This is a genomic window from Pseudomonas sp. zfem001 (assembly GCF_032621725.1).
Taxonomy (GTDB): domain Bacteria; phylum Pseudomonadota; class Gammaproteobacteria; order Pseudomonadales; family Pseudomonadaceae; genus Aquipseudomonas; species Aquipseudomonas sediminis.
In genome coordinates this window covers 308897-324748 of the sequence record NZ_JAVYJI010000006.1, presented here as the reverse complement: position 1 = coordinate 324748, position 15852 = coordinate 308897, and the positions used below count along the sequence as shown (strand labels likewise).

The window sequence follows — 15852 nt, the reverse complement described above, 5'->3', positions numbered from 1 at the left end:
GCTCCAAAGGTTGACGATAAGACGGCAGCAGCAGGCTGCACTGGGCCGTCGCTGCCGGGGCAGATCGACGGCTCACTCTGACTCACGGGTCAGGGGGATTTTTCTCGGGCGGCACTTTACCGGATTACAGCCGGCTCAGGCAGTCTCGATCGGAGGAAAACTCTTGATCAGGTCATCCAACTGCTTGAGCTGGGTGAGAAACGGCTCCAGCTTGTTCAGGCGCAGGGCGCATGGACCGTCGCACTTGGCGTTTTCCGGATCCGGATGCGCTTCGAGGAACAGGCCTGCCAGGCCCTGGCTCATGCCCGCCTTGGCCAGGTCGGTAACCTGAGCGCGACGACCACCAGCAGAGTCGGCGCGACCACCCGGCATCTGCAGGGCGTGGGTCACGTCGAAGAACACCGGATACTCGAACTGCTTCATGATGCCGAAGCCGAGCATGTCCACCACCAGGTTGTTGTAACCGAAGGAGGAACCACGCTCGCAGAGGATCAGCTGATCGTTACCGGCCTCTTCGCACTTGGCCAGGATGTGCTTCATTTCCTGCGGGGCGAGGAACTGCGCCTTCTTGATGTTGATTACCGCACCGGTCTTGGCCATGGCCACTACCAGATCGGTCTGCCGCGACAGGAAAGCCGGCAACTGGATGATGTCGCACACTTCGGCCACGGCAGCCGCCTGGTGCGGCTCGTGCACATCGGTGATCACCGGCACGCCGAAAGTCTTCTTCACTTCCTCGAAAATCTTCATGCCCTCTTCCAGGCCCGGGCCGCGGAAGGAGGTAACCGAAGAACGGTTGGCCTTGTCGAAGCTGGCCTTGAACACGTAGGGAATGCCGAGCTTCTCGGTCACCCGTACGTACTCCTCGCAGGCCTGCATGGCCAGGTCGCGCGACTCGAGCACGTTGATGCCGCCGAACAGCACGAAAGGCTTGTCGTTGGCGATCTCGATGTCGCGAACCTTGATGATCTTCTGTGCCATGCCTTAAGCCTTCTTCGCTTTCTGCGCTAGGGCAGCATTGACGAAACCGCTGAACAGCGGATGGCCGTCACGCGGCGTGGAGGTGAACTCCGGGTGGAACTGGCAGGCAACGAACCACGGATGATCCGGCGCCTCGACCACTTCGACCAGTGCGCCGTCGCCAGAACGGCCGGTGACCTTCAGGCCAGCCTCGGTCAGCTTCGGCAGCAGGTTGTTGTTCACCTCGTAACGGTGACGATGACGCTCGACGATCACGTCCTTGCCATAGCAGTCATGTACCAGAGAGCCGGCCTGCAGTTGGCAGTCCTGAGCACCCAGGCGCATGGTGCCGCCGAGGTCAGAGCTTTCACTGCGCTGCTCGGTGGCGCCAGTTGCGTCCTGCCATTCGGTAATCAGGCCCACCACCGGATGAGCGCTGGCCATGTCGAATTCGGAAGAGTTGGCGTCAGTCCAACCCACGACGTTACGGGCGTACTCGATGACCGCTACCTGCATGCCGAGGCAGATGCCCAGGTAGGGAATCTTGTTCTCGCGAGCGTACTGCACGGTCTTGATCTTGCCTTCCACGCCACGCAGACCGAAGCCGCCCGGCACCAGGATGGCATCGACGCCTTCGAGCAGGCCAGTGCCCTGGTTCTCAATGTCTTCGGAGTCGATATAACGCAGGTTGACCTTGGTACGGTTCTGGATGCCGGCGTGGCTCATCGCTTCGATCAGCGACTTGTACGCGTCGAGCAGCTCCATGTACTTGCCAACCATGGCGATGGTGACTTCTTTTTCCGGATTGAGCTTGGCATCGACCACGCGATCCCACTCGGAAAGGTCGGCGCCGCCGCATTCCAGGCCGAAGCGCTCGACGACGAAGTCATCCAGACCCTGGGCATGCAGCACGCCCGGAATCTTGTAGATGGTGTCGACGTCTTCCAGGCTAATCACCGCACGCTCTTCGACGTTGGTGAACAGGGCGATCTTGCGGCGCGAGGAGACATCGATCGGGTGATCGGAGCGGCACACCAGCACGTCAGGCTGCAGGCCGATGGAGCGCAGTTCCTTGACCGAGTGCTGAGTCGGCTTGGTCTTGGTCTCACCAGCGGTGGCGATGTACGGCACCAGGGTCAGGTGCATCAGCATCGCGCGCTTGGCGCCGACTTCCACACGCAGTTGGCGGATGGCCTCGAGGAACGGCTGCGACTCGATGTCACCCACGGTGCCGCCGATTTCCACCAGGGCCACGTCGGCATCGCCGGCACCCTTGATGATGCGGCGCTTGATCTCGTCGGTGATGTGCGGAATGACCTGAATGGTCGCACCCAGGTAATCACCACGGCGCTCCTTGCGCAGTACGTCCTCGTACACACGGCCGGTGGTGAAGTTGTTGCCCTTGGTCATCGTGGTGCGGATGAACCGCTCGTAGTGACCCAGGTCGAGGTCGGTCTCGGCGCCGTCGTGGGTGACGAACACCTCACCGTGCTGGAACGGGCTCATGGTGCCCGGATCGACGTTGATGTAAGGGTCCAGCTTGAGCATGGTGACCTTCAGGCCCCGCGCCTCCAGGATGGCCGCCAGTGAAGCCGAGGCAATGCCTTTCCCCAATGAAGAAACAACACCACCCGTGACGAAGATGTAGCGCGTCATGAAAAACCCTAGAAGTCTGCGTTTAAGCGGTCAATGCCGCCGGGGAAAGCGAAGGAGCGCCATCAATAGCAAAAATGGCAGGCTCGCCAAGCTCCCTGAGGGAGTCGGCAAAAGCTGTATTAAGACGGGAGCGTAGTCTACCGGAAAGGCCTTACCAGCTCAAACCTTGCACGCCGATAGGCGGCGACCACTGCAGACGCACCCCGCTCGCCTGAATTACTGACGACTGCGTCAGGTTCGCCACCGCCATCAACTCATCACCATCGAACAACAGCGGCAGGCGCGGACGCACGAATGCCGGCACGCGCAGCTCATTGAGCAGACGCTTGAGATCGCGCCTGCCGCGCCCCGGCAGCTGCAGTGACTCACCGCCCTGACGGTAACGCAAATGCCAGCGACCTGGCGGCAACTCACCCTGTAGATGCACACAACCGTTACCGGGCAGCTCGACAGGCTCGGGAAACGAGCTGAAGGAACGATCGAGTGGTTCCAGCGGCTGCAGCCACTCACCGCTAAGCCACCAAAGCCGAGCATCGGCACGGTGCAGCTCACCATCGGCCAGCTTCCAGATCGGCGCTGCATCCGTGTCGGCATCACGCAGGTCACACCAGCCGGCCCAGTGGTCGCTATCGGGCATACGCGTATAAGGCGCCAACCAGTGGCGCAGCAAATTGCGCTGGCGCGCCTCGCTCAACGCAGTGACAGCCGGCAGATACAGCGACGGCAACGACAGCCAGGCAAACGCTGAGCCGCCATGCGCAGCGGCAAGGTCGATCTCAGCCAATTCATCCAGCAACTGCTGCGCCTCAGACAGATGGCCTGCGCTGCGCACCAGGCTGCTCGACGCTTGCGGCCAGCGCTCCACCAGCAGCGGCATCACTTGTCGCCGCAGGAAGTTGCGACTGAAACGCTCATCGGCGTTGCTCGGGTCTTCGATCCAGGCAAGGCCATGACTCTGCGCATAGGCCTGTAATTCAGCCCGAGAACAATCGAGCAGCGGCCGAATCAGGTGGCCCTTCCCCAACGCTCTACCAGTCGGCATCGCCGCCAGCCCGCGCACGCCAGCACCGCGCAACAGACGAAACAGCAGAGTCTCAGCCTGATCATCACGATGCTGAGCACTGAGCAACACCTCGCCCGGACCAAGCCGCGCAGTGAAAGCCTGATAACGCGCGTTACGCGCTGCCTGCTCGAGACTGGCGCCTGGCGCCACCTGCACCCTGACGATGTCCATAGCAATACCCAGCCGTGCGCAAACCTGCGCGCAATGCTCTGGCCAGGTGTCAGCCGCCGACTGCAAACCATGATGGATATGAATGACGGAAAGCGGCGGCAGCTTCTCACGCCGAGCCAGATCGGCGAGCAAATGCAGCAGCACGGTGGAGTCGAGACCACCGGAGAAGGCGATACACCAGGCAGGAGCCGTACACCACGGTTGCAGGGCCTGGCGCAGGCGAATAGAGAGATCGGTCATTGGCCAAGCTTAAACAACAACGGGCCCGAAGGCCCGTTGAGATAGACGCAGAACGAACTCAGGCGATGCCGTAGCTCATCAAACGATCGTAACGACGCTTGAGCAGCGCGTCAGTGTCATGCTTCTGCAGGCTGGCCAGTTGCTTGATCAGCTCCTGACGGATCGACTCGGAAGCTGCGGCCGGGTCACGGTGCGCACCACCCAGCGGTTCGGCGATCACCTGATCGACGATACCCAGATCCTTCAGACGCTCGGCGGTGATGCCCATGGCTTCGGCGGCATCCGGCGCTTTCTCGGCGGTACGCCAGAGAATCGAGGCGCAGCCTTCCGGCGAGATCACCGAGTAGGTGGAGTACTGCAGCATGTTCAGCTGGTCGCAAACACCGATGGCCAGTGCACCACCAGAACCACCTTCACCGATGACGGTGGCGATGATCGGCGTTTTCAGACGCGCCATCACGCGCAGGTTCCAGGCGATGGCCTCGCTCTGGCCACGCTCCTCGGCATCGATACCCGGATAGGCACCCGGAGTATCGATGAAGGTGAGGATCGGCATCTTGAAGCGCTCGGCCATTTCCATCAGGCGGCAGGCCTTGCGGTAGCCTTCCGGACGCGGCATGCCGAAGTTGCGGCGCACCTTCTCACGCACTTCACGGCCTTTCTGGTGGCCGATGATCATCACCGGCTGGTCGCCCAGGCGAGCAATGCCACCGACGATAGCGGCGTCATCAGAGAAGTGACGATCACCGTGCAATTCGTCGAACTCGGTGAAGATGTGCTGGATGTAATCCAGGGTGTAAGGGCGACGCGGGTGGCGCGCAAGCTGCGCGATCTGCCAGCTGGTTAGATTGCCGAAGATGCTTTCGGTCAGGGAGCTGCTCTTGTCCTGCAGGCGGGCAATTTCATCGCCGATATTCAGCGAGTTGTCGTTACCAACCAGGCGTAGCTCTTCGATCTTGGCTTGCAGGTCGGCGATCGGCTGTTCGAAATCGAGGAAATTCGGGTTCATAGTCATCCGTCTTGCGTCGACGGCCAAGTGGCCGGGGAGCTGTATCCATTAGGCGCCCTACCTTAAGGGATAGGGCGCAGCGGGTCGACACCCTCGGGTGCCTTTGCTGCCACGAAGAGGAATTTTCCTCTCGTATATCAGCGGTAGTGCAAAAAGACGTTGTCGCGCCCGAACTGGTCACGCAATGCCTGAATCAAAGTGTCGGCCGGGTCGATTCGCCAGGCATCGCCGAATTGAAGCAAGGCCCGTGCCTCCTCGCCACTGTAGTCGACGGTCACCGGGCAAGCGCCTTTGTGCTTGCTGCACAGCTCGGCCAGCCAGCGCAGGCGGTCGCCCTTCAATGCCTCACTAGCGACCTTCACCCGCAGGCTGTCGGCCAGGCCGGTGCGCGCTTCTTCCAGGCTCATCACGCGCTTGGCTCGCAGACGCAGGCCACCGGAGAAGTCGTCATTGCTGACCTCGCCCTCTACCACCACCAGCGCATCGTTCTGCAGCAACGCCTGGTTGCTGGCGAAAGCATCGGCGAACAACGACGCCTCGATCCGCCCGGAGCGGTCATCGAGAGTAATGAAGCCCATCTTGTCCCCCTTCTTGTTCTTCATCACCCGCAGGTTGACGATCATCCCGGCGATGGTCTGGGTATCGCGCGCCGGCTTCAGTTCGACGATGCGCTGACGGGCGAAACGGCGAATCTCGCCTTCGTACTCGTCGATGGGGTGGCCGGACAGGTAGATGCCCAGGGTGTCCTTCTCGCCTTTCAGACGCTCCTTGATCGGCAGTTCACGGGCCTTACGGTGGTTGGCGTAGACATCAGCCTCGGGCTCGGCGAACAGGCCACCGAACAAATCCATATGGCCGCTCTCGGCGCTGCGCGCAGTCTGCTCGGCGGACTGCACGGCCTCCTCCATGGAAGCCAGCAGCACGGCGCGGTTCTTGTCCACGCTGGCCTGATAGGCCTTGAGCTCGTCCTGATAGTACGGGCCGAGACGATCCAGCGCGCCGCTGCGGATCAACGCTTCCAGAGTGCGCTTGTTAATGCGCTTGAGGTCGACGCGATTGCAGAAGTCGAACAGATCCTTGAACGGCCCGCCCTCGGCCCGGCATTCGACGATGGCCTCGACCGGCCCCTCGCCCACGCCCTTGACCGCCCCCAGGCCGTAGACGATGCGACCGTCGTCGTTGACGGTGAACTTGAATTCGGAGACGTTCACGTCCGGCGGATCGATGCGCAACTTCATGTTGCGGCACTCTTCCACCAGGATCACCACCTTGTCGGTGTTGTGCATGTCCGCCGAGAGCACCGCGGCCATGAACGGCGCCGGGTAATGCGCCTTGAGCCAGGCAGTCTGGTAGGACACCAGACCGTAAGCGGCCGAGTGCGACTTGTTGAAGCCGTAACCGGCGAACTTTTCCACCAGATCGAAGATGTTACCCGCCAGGTTGGCGTCGATTCCGTTGCTGGCACAACCTTCGATGAAGCCGCCGCGCTGCTTGGCCATCTCCTCGGGCTTCTTCTTACCCATGGCGCGACGCAGCATGTCCGCACCACCGAGGGTGTAGCCGGCCATCACCTGAGCGATCTGCATCACCTGTTCCTGGTACAGGATGATGCCGTAGGTGGGCTTGAGCACTGGTTCCAGCCCCGCATACTGATAATCAGGATGTGGATAGGACAGTTCGGCACGGCCGTGCTTACGGTTGATGAAGTCGTCCACCATGCCGGACTGCAGCGGGCCGGGGCGGAACAGCGCCACCAGTGCGATCATGTCTTCCAGGCAGTCGGGCTTGAGCTTCTTGATCAGCTCCTTCATGCCGCGCGATTCAAGCTGGAAGACCGCGGTGGTCTCCGCCTTCTGCAGCATGTCGTAGGTTTTCTTGTCATCCAGCGGGATGAAGTCGATGTTGACCAGATCCTCATCCGGCGCGCCGTCGCGCTTCTGGATACGGTGGATGGTCTCCATCGCCCATTTGATGATGGTCAGCGTACGCAAGCCTAGGAAGTCGAACTTGACCAGGCCGGCCTGCTCGACGTCATCCTTGTCGAACTGGGTCACCAGGCCGCCACCCTCTTCATCACAGGCGATCGGCGAAAAGTCGGTGAGTTTGGTCGGTGCGATCACCACACCACCAGCGTGCTTGCCGGTGCCGCGCACCACGCCTTCGAGCTTGAGCGACATGTCCCAGATTTCCTGGGCTTCCTCGTCGTTCTTGAGGAACTCGCGCAGCGGCTCCTCCATCTCGTAGGCTTTCTCCAGGGTCATGCCCACTTCGAAGGGGATCATCTTCGACAGACGGTCGGCCAGGCCATAGGATTTGCCCTGCGCCCGCGCCACATCGCGCACCACCGCCTTGGCCGCCATCGAGCCGAAGGTGATGATCTGGCTCACCGCATTACGCCCGTACTTCTCGGCCACGTAGTCGATCACCCGGTCGCGGCCGTCCATGCAGAAGTCGACGTCGAAGTCGGGCATGGAAATCCGTTCCGGGTTGAGGAAACGTTCGAACAGCAGGTCATAGGCCAACGGATCGAGGTCGGTGATCTTCAGCACGTAGGCCACCAGCGAACCGGCACCCGAGCCACGGCCCGGGCCAACCGGCACGCCGTTGTTCTTGGCCCACTGGATGAAGTCCATAACGATCAGGAAGTAACCGGGGAAACCCATCTGGATGATGATGTCGAGTTCGAAGTTGAGGCGATCGATGTAGACCTGCTTCCTCGCCTCATAATCCGGTGTGTCCTTGGGCAGCAGCACTTCCAGGCGCTCTTCCAGACCCTCGAAGGAGGCGTGGCGCAGGTAATCGTCAATGCCCATGCCATTGGGCGTGGGGAAATCCGGCAGAAAGTATTTACCGAGCTGCACGTCGATGTTGCAGCGCTTGGCGATCTCGACCGTGTTCTCCAGTGCCTCAGGCAGGTCGGAGAACAGCTCCCACATTTCGTCAGCGCTTTTCAGGTACTGCTGGTCGGAGTAGTGTCGCGGCCGGCGCGGGTCGTCGAGGGTACGGCCTTCACCGATGCAGACGCGGGTTTCGTGGGCCTCGAAGTCACCCTGCTTGATAAAGCGCACATCGTTGGTCGCCACCAGCGGTGCCTCGACGCGATCGGCCAGCGCCACGGCGGCGTGCAGGTATTCCTCGTCACCCACACGGCTAGTGCGTTGCACTTCCAGGTAGAAACGGTCCGGGAATACTGCCATCCATTCGCGCAGACGCGTTTCGGCCAGCGCTTCGTCACCGGCCAGCAGCGCCTGACCCACTTCGCCCTCACGGGCGCCGGACAGCGCAATCAAACCTTCTGCCGCATCCTTGACCCAATCGCGCTGGATAATCACCAGGTCGTTGCTCTGACCTTCGGACCAACCACGAGAGATCAGCTCGGTGAGGTTGCGGTAGCCCTTGGCATTCATCGCCAGCAGGGTCAGGCGCGTCAGCGGGCCGTCTTCCTCGGCGCTGGCCATCCAGATATCGGCGCCGCAGATCGGCTTGACCCCAGCGCCCATGGCCGTCTTGTAGAACTTCACCAGCGAGCACATGTTGCTCATGTCGGTGACCGCCACCGCCGGCATGCCGGCCCCGGCAACGGCCTTGATCAGCGGTTTGACCCGCACCAGGCCATCGACCAGGGAGTATTCGGTGTGCAGACGCAGGTGGACGAACGCTTGAGTCATGGGCGGCCTTGCAGGTGAAAACGACAAAGCGCGGATTGTAGCCTAAGAGGGTCTGGCTGAGGGCCAGAGGTTCAACAGGCGTGGCATTTCCCGGACTGCATCCAGGCCATGCAGCTACACGCCTTCGAGCAAAGCACGTACCGGGGCGAAAGAACGCCGATGAATCGGCGTAGGCCCCAAGCGTATCAGCGCTTCGAGATGAACGGGCGTGGGGTAACCCTTGTGACCGGCAATGCCGTAGCCGGGATAGAGACGATCCATTTCGAGCATCTCACGGTCGCGACTGACCTTGGCCAGGATCGAAGCGGCGGCGATAGCCGGAACCCGGCTGTCGCCCTTGACCACCGGCGCACTCGGCACGGCCAGCTTGGGGCAACGGTTGCCGTCGATCAGCGCCAGTCTCGGCGTTACGCTCAACCCCTCGACGGCCCGCTGCATCGCCAACATGGTGGCATGCAGGATATTCAGGCGGTCGATTTCCTCGACCTCAGCGCGAGCGATGCACCAGGACAGGGCTTTCTCGCGGATCTCATCGAACAGCAATTCACGGCGCGCCTCGGTGAGCTTCTTCGAGTCGTTCAGGCCGATGATCGGCCGCGCCGGATCGAGGATCACCGCCGCCGTCACCACGGCGCCGCAGAGCGGGCCACGACCAACCTCATCAACGCCAGCGACCAGCTCTTCGACCAGGGTAAAGTCCAATCCCAGCTGCATCAGACTCGCCCAGCAAGCTTGAGAACTGCATCGGCCGCAGACTGCGAAGCATCGCGACGCAGCGCACGGTGAATGACGTCGAAACCTTCGGTCTGCACTTGCCCACCATCGATCAGCGGTGCCACGGCCTGGGCCAATGCCTCAGGCGTCGCTGCATCCTGAATCAGCTCAGGGACCAGCAAACGCTCGGCCAGCAGATTAGGCAGCGAGATATAGGGGCTCTTCACCAGGCGCTTGAGGATACGGTAGGTCAGCGGCGCTACGCGGTACGCCACCACCATCGGCCGCTTGTACAGCAGCGCTTCCAGGGTCGCGGTACCCGACGCGATCAGCACTGCATCGCAGGCGGCCAGCGCTTCGTGGGATCGACCGTTGAGCAACGTCAGCGGCAAATCACGCCCTGCCAGCATCTGCTCCAACTGCTCACGGCGCTCGGGGGTGGCGCAAGGCAGCAGGAAACGAACACCCGGGCGAAGCGCACGCAGGCGGATCGCCGCCTCGAGAAACAGCTCACCCAAGCGCGCGACCTCGCCACCACGGCTACCTGGCATGAGCGCGACCACGGGCTCGTCCTGCGGCAGATCCAGTGCCTCGCGCGCGGCGGCACGATCAGCTTGCTGGGGAATCGCATCGGCCAGCGGATGACCGACAAAGCGCACCGGCACCTGATGTTCATCGTAGAACTGCGCCTCGAACGGGAACAGGGTCAGCATCAAGTCGCAGGCTTCGCGAATCTTCAGCACCCGCTTCTGCCGCCAGGCCCAAACCGAAGGGCTGACGTAATGCACGGTCTTGATCCCGGCACGGCGCAGCTTGAGTTCCAGGCCCAGGTTGAAATCGGGGGCATCGATACCGATGAACACATCCGGCTGCGCGGCGATCAGATCGCGCGCCAACTGGCGGCGACGGCCAAGCAGTTCGAACAAACGACCGAGCACTTCGACCAGGCCCATCACGGCCAGGCGCTCCATCGGGAAGTAGGATTTCAGACCCTCGGCTTCCATGCGCGCACCACCAACGCCGATGAACTCGGCATCTGGATAACGCTGTTTGATGGCCTGCATCAGGCCGGAGCCGAGGATGTCACCGGACGCCTCACCGGCGACCAGTGCGACGCGAATAGGTCTGTTCATAGGAATCAGCGCGTGATGCCGCGCGTGGAGGCCTGGATCGAATCACGGAAGATCGCCACCTCGGGGAATTGAGCAGCAGACTCGGCCAATTCGGCCAGTGCTTGCTCTACGGTCAGCCCCTGGCGATAAACCTGTTTGTAACCCTTGCGCAATGCGGCAATGGCCTCGGCTGAGAAACCACGACGACGCATGCCCTCAAAGTTCATGCTGCGCGCCTCGGCCGGGTTACCGAATACGGTAACGAAAGCAGGCACATCCTTGCCAATCGCGGTGCCCATGCCCGAGAAGCTGTGCGCGCCAATGCGGCAGAACTGGTGCACCAGGGTGTAGCCGGACAGAATCGCCCAGTCGTCGACCCAAACATGACCAGCCAGCGCCGTGTTGTTGACCAGAATGCAATGGTTACCGATCACACTGTCATGGCCGATATGGGCATAAGCCATGATCAGGTTGTGGTCGCCAATGGTAGTTTCACTGCGATCCTGTACGGTTCCGCGGTGAATGGTGACGCCTTCGCGAATGGTGTTGTGATCGCCGATCACCAGACGAGTGAGCTCACCTTTGTACTTCAGGTCCGGCGTATCTTCACCGACCGAAGAAAACTGGTAGATGCGGTTGTGCTTGCCAATCACGGTCGGTCCCTTGAGCACTACGTGCGGACCGATGACTGTACCCTCGCCAATTTCCACATCGGCACCAACAATGCTCCAAGGGCCAACGACAACGTCGTCAGCCAATCTGGCACTGGGGTCGATGATCGCGCGGGGGTCAATCAAACTCATAGCTTGCGTTCCGCACAGATGATTTCAGCGGAGCAGACTTCCTTGCCATCGACAGTGGCGCGGCACTCGAATTTCCAGATGCTGCGACGATCGCTCAGGTACTTGGCTTCCAGCGTCAGCTGGTCACCCGGCAACACCGGCGAACGGAAACGCAGCTTGTCGGAGCCAACGAAGTAATACAGGGTGCCATCGGCCGGCTTCACGCCCATCATCTTGAAGCCGAGGATACCGGCAGCTTGAGCCATCGCCTCGATGATCAGAACGCCCGGCATGATCGGGTGCTCGGGGAAGTGACCGTTGAAGAACGGCTCATTGATGCTGACATTCTTATAGGCGCGAATCTGTTTGCCTTCGACGTCCAGGTCCACCACACGGTCCACCAGCAGGAACGGATAGCGGTGCGGCAAATATTCACGAATTTCGTTGATGTCCATCATGTCCGGTTAAGCCTGTAAGAAAAGAAAAGAGCACGGCCGCGCCGTGCTCAGGCATCAGATGAGACGTTTGCCGTCTGGGTCACGGCGGCCAGCTGTTTTTCCAGCTCACGCAGTCGCTTGGCCATCTCGTCCAACTGACGAATACGGGCCGCACTCTTCTTCCACTCGCCCGCCGGCTGCATGGCGGTACCGGAAGAATAGGCGCCCGGCTCGGTGATCGAACGGGTCACCATGGTCATGCCGGTGACGAACACGTTGTCGCACACTTCGATATGACCAACCATCCCCACACCGCCAGCGATCATGCAGTTCTTGCCGATCTTGGTGCTGCCGGAAATACCGCAGCAGCCCGCCATTGCAGTGTTGTCACCAATCTGCACGTTGTGCGCGATCATGATCTGGTTATCCAGCTTCACACCATTGCCGATCAGGGTGTCGGACAGCGCACCGCGATCCACCGTGGTGTTGGCGCCGATCTCGACGTCATCGCCGATGGTTACCCCACCGATCTGCGCGATCTTCTGCCAGACGCCCTTCTCGTTGGCGAAACCGAAGCCTTCACCACCGATCACAGCACCGGATTGGATCACCACCCGCTTACCGATCTGCACGTCGTGATAGAGCGTCACGCGCGGCGCCAGCCAGCCGCCATCACCCACCACACTGCGCGCACCGACTACACAATGGGCACCGATGCTGACATCAGCACCGATACGCGCACCGCTTTCGATAACCGCAAAAGCGCCAATACTCGCACTCGGATCGACCAGAGCGTCTTCGGCGATCTGTGCCGTGGCATGAATACCCGGCGCAGCCTTGGGCTTGCGATCGAACACATGCGACAGCTGGGCATAAGCCAGGTACGGGTTGGCAACGATCAGGGCATCGCCAGCGTAGCCTTCAGCATCGGCTGCGGTCAGCAGCACGGCACCGGCCTGGGTCTGCGCCAGAAACTTGCGGTACTGGGCATTGGCCAGGAAGCTCAACTGTTCGGGCCTGGCCTCCTGTAAGGTGGCCAGGCCCGTGATGACCTTCGCTTCGGCGCCACGCAAGGTGGCGCCAAGACGCTCAGCCAATTGGCCGAGGGTAACTGTCACTGTCATGCTTAACGCATCTGGTTCATGCGCTCGATGACCTGGCGAGTGATGTCGTACTGAGGCTTGACCTCGATCACCGCACCACGCTCAAGCACCAGGTCGAAGTTGCCGTTCTTGATCACGTCTTCGACGGCCTTATCCAGGTTCGGCTTCAGCTTGCCCAGCATCTCGCGGTCAGCAATGGCCTTGGCTTCGTTCAGCTCCTTGGATTGGAACTGGAAGTCACGGGCCTTCTGCTTGAATTCGAGCTCGAGACGCTCGCGCTCAGCCTGCTGCATCTTGTCGCCATCTTTGACCATACGATCCTGGATGCGCTTGGCGTCGCTTTCCAGAGTCTTGAGCTTGTTCAGTTGCGGACCAAACTTCTTCTCGGCATCGACGGCGTAGCGCTTGGCTGCATCCGACTCGAGCAGCGCCATCTGATAGTTCAGTACGGCCACCTTCATCTCGGCGAACGCCGGAGTGGCGATCAGGGCGGCGGTGAACAGAACCAGTTGAGTCAACTTACGCACAATGCACTCCTGCAACAAAACTGTTGGCTTTCTGTGAAACGAACTTAGAAGGTTTGACCTAGGGAGAACTGGAATACCTGAGTATCGGCATCATCCGGCTTCTTGATCGGCATGGCCAGACTGAAGCTCAGCGGGCCCAGTGCGGTGATCCAGGTCAGGCCGACACCCACGGAGCTGGCCATGCTGCTGAAGTCGATATTGCAGCTGTCGCTCAGCCTTTTCTGGCTGGAGCTGCAGTTGGTATCGAAGACATTACCCACGTCCCAGAACAATGCGGTACGCAGCGAGCGCTGATCCTTGACGAACGGCAGCGGGAACAGCATCTCGACGCCACCTTGTACCAGTACGTTACCACCGAACGGCAGCGGGTCCTGATCCGGGTCACGCAGGGTGCCTGGCTTGGCACCGGTACTCGGCGTGCTACGCGGGCCCAGACTGCTGTCTTCGAAACCACGTACCGAGTTGAAACCACCCGCGTAGTAGTGCTCATAGAACGGCAGCTCAGCAGTGGAGCCGTAGCTGTCGCCATAACCCAGCTGGGTATGGAAACGCAGGGTGTAGTTGTCGCTGATCGGGGTGAACACCTGACCACGGTAGTCGAGCTTGTAGAACGACAGATCGCTACCTGGCAGCGTGGTTTCCAGCACCAGGCTCTGCGAATGACCACGGTTGGCCAGTACACCACGGTTCAGGGTCGACTCGGACCAGCCGATGGAACCCTTGAAGTTCAGGTAGTTATCGCCCTCAGAGTCGATGAAATCGAAGATCTCGTCGACGGTATAACGACCGGTATCGATACTGTCCTGCTGTACGGTCAGACCATAGGTCAGACGCGCGGTTTCGCTGATCGGGTAGCCGATGTTGATACCCGCACCCAGGCTGTCAACCGAATAGCTGGATACATCGACATCGAGTTCATCGTAGTCGGTGGTGCGGTAGAAGGCGTTGTAACCCAGACTAACGCCATCGACGGTCCAGTAGGGATCAACGAAGCCAAAGCTGTATCGGGTCTGGTATTCACTGCGAGTCAGACCGATGCTGACGCGGTTACCGGTACCCAGGAAGTTGTTCTGGCTGATCGAACCACCAAGGATCAGGCCGGCGTTCTGGGCGAAACCGACGCTGGCAGTGATGGAGCCGGACGGCTGCTCTTCGACGCTGTAGTTGACGTCGATCTGGTCATCAGTGCCTGGCACTTGCGGAGTTTCGACGTTGACTTCCTTGAAGAAGCCCAGGCGCTCCAGGCGAGTCTTGGACTGGTCGATCAGGTAGGTCGAGGCCCAGCCACCTTCCATCTGACGCATTTCGCGACGCAGCACTTCGTCTTCGGACTTGGTGTTGCCGCGGAAGTTGATACGGTTGACGTAGGCACGCTTGCCCGGATCGACGAAGAAGGTGATCGAAACGGTGTTGTCTTCGTCGTGCGCTTCCGGCACGCCGTTGACGTTGGCGAAGGTGTAACCCTCGTTACCCAGACGACGGGTGATCAGCTCACTGGTGGTGGTCATGATCTTGCGCGAGAAGACCTGACCTTCCTTGACCAGCAGCAGTGCGCGCACATCGTCTTCCGGGACCTTGAGGTCACCGGACAGTTTCACGTCGCGAACGCTGTACTTCTCGCCTTCTTCGACGTTGACGGTGATGTAGACGTGCTTCTTGTCCGGGGTGATGGAAACCTGCGTGGAGCTGATATCCATATTGATGTAGCCGCGGTCCAGGTAGTAGGAGCGCAGACGCTCGAGGTCACCGGACAGCTTTTCGCGGGCGTACTTGTCGTCGTTCTTGAAGAAGGACAGCCAGTTGGTGGTCTTCAGCTCGAACAGATCGACCAGATCTTCATCGGAGAACACGGTATTGCCGACCACGTTGATGTGGGAGATAGCGGCTACGGTGCCTTCGTTGATGGTGATCTTCAGCGCCACGCGGTTACGCGGCTGCGGAATCACCTCGGCTTCGATCTCGGCCGAATAACGGCCCTGAGCGACATACTGGCGCTGCAGCTCGTTACGCACGCCTTCGAGGGTGGCGCGCTGGAAGATCTCGCCCTCGGCCAGACCAGACTGGTTCAGGCCCTTGAGCAGGTCTTCAGTGCTGATGGCCTTGTTGCCTTCGATCTCGATGCCGGAGATGGAGGGACGCTCGACCACAGTAACGACCAGCACGTCGCCATCGCGACCAAGCTGAATATCCTGGAAGAAGCCGGTACGGAACAGGGAGCGGGTGGCATCGACCAGCTGGCGATCATCTATCCGCTCGCCCACATTGAGCGGCAACGCGCCGAATACACTACCCGCGGAAACCCGCTGCAGGCCGTTGACGCGTATATCGGAGATGGTGAAGGACTCGGCGTGAACTTCGGCGATCATCAATGCGGACAGTACCGCAGGTAGCAGCAGACGTTTCATGAAGT

The 15852-nt window shown here is 60.7% G+C and carries 12 protein-coding genes; all 12 read right to left on the bottom strand.

Annotation, left to right across the window (positions count from 1 at the left end; all coding sequences use genetic code 11):
* Positions 1-135: 135 nt before the first annotated feature.
* The 12 genes from kdsA to bamA all read right to left on the bottom strand — a co-directional run bounded on the left by kdsA (position 136) and on the right by bamA (position 15847).
* The gene (kdsA, locus tag RTH74_RS20010; protein ID WP_017674773.1) at positions 136-981 is read right to left on the bottom strand and encodes a 3-deoxy-8-phosphooctulonate synthase; all 846 of its coding nucleotides are present in this window, start codon (positions 979-981) and stop codon (positions 136-138) included.
* 3 nt (positions 982-984) lie between these two features.
* Entirely contained in the window at positions 985-2616 is a 1632-nt protein-coding gene (locus RTH74_RS20005; RefSeq protein ID WP_316915812.1) for a CTP synthase, read from the bottom strand.
* Between the two features lie 151 nt (positions 2617-2767).
* On the bottom strand, positions 2768-4090 hold the full coding sequence (tilS, locus tag RTH74_RS20000) for a tRNA lysidine(34) synthetase TilS (protein WP_316915811.1): 1323 nt from the start codon (positions 4088-4090) through the stop codon (positions 2768-2770).
* Between the two features lie 58 nt (positions 4091-4148).
* Positions 4149-5099, bottom strand: coding sequence for an acetyl-CoA carboxylase carboxyltransferase subunit alpha (locus RTH74_RS19995; RefSeq protein ID WP_099523456.1), 951 nt, complete (start codon positions 5097-5099; stop codon positions 4149-4151).
* 137 nt (positions 5100-5236) lie between these two features.
* Complete coding sequence (gene dnaE, locus RTH74_RS19990) at positions 5237-8767, bottom strand: DNA polymerase III subunit alpha (RefSeq protein WP_316915810.1); 3531 nt, start codon at positions 8765-8767, stop codon at positions 5237-5239.
* Between the two features lie 114 nt (positions 8768-8881).
* Entirely contained in the window at positions 8882-9481 is a 600-nt protein-coding gene (rnhB, locus tag RTH74_RS19985) for a ribonuclease HII (protein ID WP_316915809.1), read from the bottom strand.
* On the bottom strand, positions 9481-10614 hold the full coding sequence (gene lpxB, locus RTH74_RS19980) for a lipid-A-disaccharide synthase (protein ID WP_316915808.1): 1134 nt from the start codon (positions 10612-10614) through the stop codon (positions 9481-9483). Before lpxB ends, rnhB begins: the two co-directional genes overlap by 1 nt.
* A 5-nt stretch (positions 10615-10619) precedes the next feature.
* Positions 10620-11396 (bottom strand): acyl-ACP--UDP-N-acetylglucosamine O-acyltransferase, encoded by a 777-nt coding sequence (gene lpxA / locus RTH74_RS19975; RefSeq protein WP_106734973.1) that lies wholly within the window; start codon positions 11394-11396, stop codon positions 10620-10622.
* Positions 11393-11833, bottom strand: coding sequence for a 3-hydroxyacyl-ACP dehydratase FabZ (gene fabZ, locus RTH74_RS19970; protein WP_003244215.1), 441 nt, complete (start codon positions 11831-11833; stop codon positions 11393-11395). Before fabZ ends, lpxA begins: the two co-directional genes overlap by 4 nt.
* A 47-nt stretch (positions 11834-11880) precedes the next feature.
* Positions 11881-12936, bottom strand: coding sequence for a UDP-3-O-(3-hydroxymyristoyl)glucosamine N-acyltransferase (gene lpxD / locus RTH74_RS19965; protein WP_316915807.1), 1056 nt, complete (start codon positions 12934-12936; stop codon positions 11881-11883).
* A gap of 2 nt (positions 12937-12938) precedes the next feature.
* Positions 12939-13442, bottom strand: coding sequence for an OmpH family outer membrane protein (locus tag RTH74_RS19960; protein ID WP_099523471.1), 504 nt, complete (start codon positions 13440-13442; stop codon positions 12939-12941).
* Positions 13443-13486: 44 nt separating this feature from the next.
* Complete coding sequence (bamA, locus tag RTH74_RS19955; RefSeq protein WP_316915806.1) at positions 13487-15847, bottom strand: outer membrane protein assembly factor BamA; 2361 nt, start codon at positions 15845-15847, stop codon at positions 13487-13489.
* Positions 15848-15852: the final 5 nt, after the last annotated feature.

Excerpts from the sequence above, each read along its gene's own strand:
- RTH74_RS19995 (WP_099523456.1), bottom strand. The coding sequence starts at position 5,099 with ATGAACCCGAATTTCCTCGATTTCGAACAGCCGATCGCCGACCTGCAA.
- bamA (WP_316915806.1), bottom strand. The coding sequence starts at position 15,847 with ATGAAACGTCTGCTGCTACCTGCGGTACTGTCCGCATTGATGATCGCC.
- dnaE (WP_316915810.1), bottom strand. The coding sequence starts at position 8,767 with ATGACTCAAGCGTTCGTCCACCTGCGTCTGCACACCGAATACTCCCTG.
- RTH74_RS20005 (WP_316915812.1), bottom strand. The coding sequence starts at position 2,616 with ATGACGCGCTACATCTTCGTCACGGGTGGTGTTGTTTCTTCATTGGGG.
- tilS (WP_316915811.1), bottom strand. The coding sequence starts at position 4,090 with ATGACCGATCTCTCTATTCGCCTGCGCCAGGCCCTGCAACCGTGGTGT.
- fabZ (WP_003244215.1), bottom strand. The coding sequence starts at position 11,833 with ATGATGGACATCAACGAAATTCGTGAATATTTGCCGCACCGCTATCCG.
- lpxA (WP_106734973.1), bottom strand. The coding sequence starts at position 11,396 with ATGAGTTTGATTGACCCCCGCGCGATCATCGACCCCAGTGCCAGATTG.
- lpxB (WP_316915808.1), bottom strand. The coding sequence starts at position 10,614 with ATGAACAGACCTATTCGCGTCGCACTGGTCGCCGGTGAGGCGTCCGGT.
- rnhB (WP_316915809.1), bottom strand. The coding sequence starts at position 9,481 with ATGCAGCTGGGATTGGACTTTACCCTGGTCGAAGAGCTGGTCGCTGGC.
- kdsA (WP_017674773.1), bottom strand. The coding sequence starts at position 981 with ATGGCACAGAAGATCATCAAGGTTCGCGACATCGAGATCGCCAACGAC.
- lpxD (WP_316915807.1), bottom strand. The coding sequence starts at position 12,936 with ATGACAGTGACAGTTACCCTCGGCCAATTGGCTGAGCGTCTTGGCGCC.